The 4,908-nt window shown below is 66.6% G+C and carries 5 protein-coding genes; 3 read left to right on the top strand and 2 right to left on the bottom strand.

Going from position 1 to position 4,908, the window contains the following annotated elements:
* The coding region (locus Q0C41_RS29705; protein ID WP_291990343.1) for an HAD family hydrolase at positions 1-1,221 on the bottom strand (1,221 nt) is incomplete at its 3' end.
* Positions 1,218-1,541 (bottom strand): hypothetical protein, encoded by a 324-nt coding sequence (locus Q0C41_RS29710; RefSeq protein ID WP_291990345.1) that lies wholly within the window; start codon positions 1,539-1,541, stop codon positions 1,218-1,220. The genes Q0C41_RS29710 and Q0C41_RS29705, both read right to left, overlap by 4 nt.
* Positions 1,542-1,852: 311 nt before the next feature.
* Between Q0C41_RS29710 and Q0C41_RS29715 the strand changes: the two genes are divergently transcribed.
* From Q0C41_RS29715 to Q0C41_RS29725, 3 genes are read left to right on the top strand one after another with little or no spacing between them, the layout of a single operon-like run.
* On the top strand, positions 1,853-2,296 hold the full coding sequence (locus Q0C41_RS29715) for a CBS domain-containing protein (protein ID WP_291990347.1): 444 nt from the start codon (positions 1,853-1,855) through the stop codon (positions 2,294-2,296).
* 26 nt (positions 2,297-2,322) lie between these two features.
* Entirely contained in the window at positions 2,323-3,687 is a 1,365-nt protein-coding gene (locus tag Q0C41_RS29720) for a Na(+)-translocating NADH-quinone reductase subunit A (protein ID WP_367079322.1), read from the top strand.
* Positions 3,687-4,904 (top strand): NADH:ubiquinone reductase (Na(+)-transporting) subunit B, encoded by a 1,218-nt coding sequence (locus tag Q0C41_RS29725; protein WP_291990350.1) that lies wholly within the window; start codon positions 3,687-3,689, stop codon positions 4,902-4,904. The genes Q0C41_RS29720 and Q0C41_RS29725 overlap by 1 nt, the downstream gene beginning before the upstream one ends.
* Positions 4,905-4,908: the final 4 nt, after the last annotated feature.

Consider the following 4,908-nt stretch of genomic DNA (forward strand, 5'->3'; position numbering starts at 1 on the left):
GATCGTGGTTTCGTTGGCGGCCTGCACATCTGGGTGGAGATTCGCCGCCTGGTAGGTGATGAGCGTGTAGCCTCCCAACTCGAGGTCGAGCAACTCATGGACGTTGGCACCGCTGAGAAAGTAGTGCGCTTCGTCCACCACGATCCGGTGCGGAAGGCCGGACCGCCGCCGCAACAGCGTGAGCGTAGGGAGGAGCGACTGGATGTAGTCGAGTTTCTCGACATGCCCGAGACGCGACAGGTCGATGACCACACTCATGTCTGGATGGCGGAGGGCGCGAATGAGCTCTCGGGCGCGCGGAGGAGGGTCATCGCCACCCAGGACCACGACGCCCGGCAGCTGCTCCAGCCCGGTGAAATCGCCTTCCGGGTCCACGACGCAGATGCAGTACCGATAAAAGATCAGTTGTTCGCAGATCAACCCGGCAGCCCAGGATTTGCCCGACCGTGGGTCTCCGGCCACCAGGACGTTGCCGCCGCGGACGGCCAGTTCAACAGGACTGCCGGCAGCATCGTGCCCAAGCAAGAGCCGGCGCCGCCCGACTCGCTCCGGTGACAGGCTGGGGCTGGCTGCCGCGCGCCGAATGTAGTCGGCAACGGCCGACGGGCCCTCGCCCTCCAGGACCTCATCGGCGGCGGCCTTCAGCGCGCTGCTCCCCCACTCGACGGCCACGCCAATCTCGCACATCTCGAGCAGCCGGTGATCGTTCTCGGCGTCGCCGATCGCGATCGCGTTATGAGCGGACAGTCTCAACCCGGCCAGTGCCTCGCGAAGGCCGGCCGCCTTGCTGACGGTTTCAGGCAGAATCATGAGGCGGCCGCGATTGAAGAGCAGCACCAGTGGCAGCTCCATCTCTCGCACCAGTGTGAGAACGGCGTGGGCCTCGGCGGCATTCGCCTCGATCACACAAGCGCCGAGAGCGATCTCGATCTGGCGCCGCCTCAACTGCTCTACGAAGCGAACCGGTGGCGGCGGGCCGAGCACCATCGAATGCCCGGTTGCGGGATAGGCGAGCACGGCCCCGTTCTCGGCGACGACGGCATCCACGAACCTCAGATCCCCGGCCACGCGCCGCAAGTCGTCAAGGATCCTGCCGGTCACCAGCACGACGACCACTCCCGCGGCTCGCACCTCCGCAATGGCGGCACGCACCTCGGGATCAAGAGCACCGTCGATGGCGATGGTGCCGTCGTAATCGAGCGCGAGCACGCCAAACTTCATGGCGCCGTGCTGACCGCAGACGCCGCGGCGAGGATCGCCGCCCGCCGCGCGCCGCCGGAGGCGTCAAGGCAGCAGGCGTTCGTCGGCCTCACGTAGGTGCCCGTCGCGGAGACGGTGAGAAACCCCTCGGCGACGAGATACCACAGTACCCGTTCACAGGTCGCCGAATCGAGTGCCCAGAGGCGGCATGCTTGAGTGAACGTGAGGCACAGGGCGGGTAGCTCGAGGTATTCGGCCCGCACACGACGCACGAGTTGGCCGGGGTAATCCTCCGGTGGCACCGTCAAGGCCGGTTGATGAATGGCGGTTGCTGGCGTCATGACAACGGGCATTGCTCCCTCCGAACTCAAGTGGTAGGTGGCGGCCGGGAACGCCGATCCGACTCCTCCATCGTCGCGCCAGGCAGCTCGTCCGATCTAGGCTGATAATCTCAGGCGAATCCGTAGAGCCACTCGACGAATCCCCTCTGCCGGCCGGCGCGCACACGTCGATTCACCCGACGCGAAGTGGTCGGATTTTCGACGCCGCCTTTACTGGGAAGCGCTGTTAAAGTCGAACCGTGTCTTGGCCGGGTTCGCCGGGTTCGCCGTGAGGGGACCAAGTGTCCGCCGATTGATGCAAAGGAGTGCCAGTGCAGACGACGATCGCATCCGTGCTGAATCACAAGGGTCACGAAGTCTGGTCGGTGCCCCCCACCGCTTTGGTATCCGAAGCCATCCAGGTGATGGCGCAGCACCGTATCGTAGTGCTGCTGGTGCTTTCCGATGACCAGCTCGTCGGTATCATCTCGGAGCGTGACTGCACTCGTAAGGTCATTCTTCCAGGAAGGAGCCCGGACAAGGTCCGGGTCGGCGATGCCATGACGAGCCCGGTCGTCTTCGTGAGTCCGGCGCACACCGTGGGCGACTGCATGTGGATCATGACGGACAAGGGCTTTACGCATCTGCCGGTCGTTGACGGCGGGCGCGTGGTGGGCGTGGTGTCGAGCGGCGATCTCCTCAGGAGCATCGTCAAGACGCAGAGCGAGACCATCAACCACCTCGAGGGGTATATCAGCGGCAAGTATCCAGGGTGACGGGCCAGGACAGACCTGGCATGGCGGTGCATCGGATCAAACAGGGATTGCGGCTTCCGATCGCAGGCGAGCCCGAACAGGCTATTGAGCCTGGCGCCGGCGGCTCACGCGTCGGGTTAGTGGCTGACGATTACGTGACCCTGCGTCCCACCATGCATGTGGCGGAGGGGGACGAGGTCCGCCGCGGCCAGCTCCTGTTCGAAGACAAAACGGTGCCCGGCGTCCGCTATACCGCTCCGGGCGACGGGCGTGTGGTCGCCATCAACCGAGGCGAACGCCGCGCCTTCCAATCGCTCGTCATCGAGGTGTCGGACGCGGATCGCAGTGGTCGCGGTGATCAGGTGCGCCTGTCGTCGTTCACGGGCCGGCACCCCTCGGCGCTCGGCAGGGACGCCGTCCGTGAACTGCTGCTCGAGTCAGGGCTCTGGACGGCGTTGCGAGCGCGCCCGTTTTCGCGGGTGGCCGATCCCATGACGCTTCCCCACTCGCTGTTCGTCACGGCCATGGATACCGATCCGCTCGCGCCCGATGTCGCCGCCGTCATCCGCGGCCGCGAGGCAGACCTCGCGCGTGGATTGGCCGCGCTGGCCAGGCTCACCGACGGGTCGGTGTTCCTGTGCACCGCGGACGGGTTCTCGCTGCCCATCCCGGCGGTGGAGCAGGTCAGGCACGAGCGCTTCGCGGGGCCGCACCCGGCCGGGACGGTCGGACTGCACATTCATACGCTGGATCCAGTGGGCCGTGGCCGCCTGGTCTGGCACATCGGGTATCAGGACACGATGGCCATCGGCAGCCTGTTCGAGAGCGGCTCGATCGACGTCGAAAGGGTCGTGTCGCTGGCGGGGCCGGCCGTGACCCGGCCCCGTCTTGTGCGGACGCGGATTGGAACGTCGACGGATGAGTTGACGCGCGGCGCGCTTGTTCAGGGTGACGTACGTGTCGTCTCGGGGTCGGTGTTGTCGGGCCGCGTGGCGATGGGGCCCGTGTACGGGTACCTGGGGCGCTACCACCGGCAGGTGTCAGCGCTTCCAGAGTGGCGCGAGCGCGAGTTGCTGGGTTGGGCCGGCGCCGGCCTCAACAAGTACTCGACGATTCGCAGCTACCTGTCGCGGTGGCGGCCAGCCCGGCGCTTCGCGATGACGACGGCGGTCAACGGATCGCTGCGTGCGATTGTGCCGATTGGACTCTACGAACGGGTGATGCCCTTCGACCTGCCGGCGACGTTCCTGTTGAAAGCGCTGGTCACGAAAGATGTCGAGCGCGCCGAGGAACTGGGCTGCCTCGAGCTCGACGAAGAGGACCTGGCGCTGTGCACGTTCGTCTGCGCCGGCAAGAACGAGTACGGACCCTACCTTCGCGACCTGCTCACCACGATTGAGAGGGAGGGCTGATGCTGCGGCGGCTCCTTGACCGCTCCGCCCGCGACTTCGAGAAAGGCGGCAGGTTCGCGCGATTCCACCCCCTGTACGAGGCGGCCGACACGATCTTGTACACGCCGGCGGCCACCACCACCGGCCCGTCGCATGTGCGCGACGGCCTCGACATGAAGCGGATGATGTGGCTGGTGGTGGTCGCCCTCGCCGGACCGGTCGCCATGGCGTTCTACAACACCGGCTACCAGGCGAACCTGGCGATTCAGGCGGGCGCACTGCCGCTCGACAACTGGCAGACGGACGCCATGCGGGCGCTCGACATGCCCTTCGGGCCGGAGGTGTTCCTCTCCTGCGTGGTGCACGGCGGGCTGTATTTCCTGCCAGTCCTGCTCGTGACCTTCATGGTGGGCGGCCTCTGGGAGACGCTGTTCGCCCTGGTGCGGGGCCACGAGATCAACGAGGGCTTCCTGGTCACCGGCATGTTGATCCCGTTGACGCTGCCCCCGGCGATCCCGCTCTGGCAGGTCGCCCTCGGGACGTCCTTTGGCGTCGTCATCGGCAAGGAAATCTTCGGCGGCACCGGGATGAATATTCTCAACCCGGCCCTCACGGCGCGCGCGTTCCTCTTCTTCGCCTATCCGGCGGAGATCTCGGGCAACGTGTGGGTGGCCGCGGCCGGCGGCGGCGCGGTACCCGACGGCTTCACCGGGGCCACCGCGCTGGCGGCCGCATCAGCGAGCGGACTGGCCGGCTTCGAGGGCCTCTCGTTCTGGGACGCCTTCGCCGGTTTCGTGCCCGGCTCGATGGGCGAGACCTCGGCGCTGGCGTGCCTGGCTGGCGCGGTCCTGCTGATCGCGACGGGGATCGGGTCGTGGCGCATCATGCTCGGCGTCACCATCGGCACGATCCTCACGGCCTGGGGTCTCAACGCGATCGGCTCGTCGACCAACCCGTTCTTCGAGGTGCCGTTCTGGTGGCACTTCGTGCTCGGCGGCTGGGCGTTCGGGACGGTCTACATGGCCACCGACCCGGTGACGGCCACGCACACCGACACCGGCCGCTGGATCTACGGCCTGCTGATCGGCCTGCTGACCGTGCTCATCCGCGTCGTCAACCCGGCGTATCCGGAAGGGATGATGCTGGCGATCCTGTTCATGAACATCTTCGCCCCGGCGATCGATCATTTCATCGTGAGAGCGAACATCCGCCGGAGGCGGGCGCGTGGCGCGGCCTAGCTCT

The organism is Luteitalea sp. (genome assembly GCF_022842525.1).
GTDB lineage: Bacteria > Acidobacteriota > Vicinamibacteria > Vicinamibacterales > Vicinamibacteraceae > Luteitalea.

What these genes read in the sequence shown, in the direction of transcription:
- Q0C41_RS29710 (WP_291990345.1), bottom strand. Translation starts at nt 1,541, where the DNA reads ATGACGCCAGCAACCGCCATTCATCAACCGGCCTTGACGGTGCCACCG.
- Q0C41_RS29725 (WP_291990350.1), top strand. Translation starts at nt 3,687, where the DNA reads ATGCTGCGGCGGCTCCTTGACCGCTCCGCCCGCGACTTCGAGAAAGGC.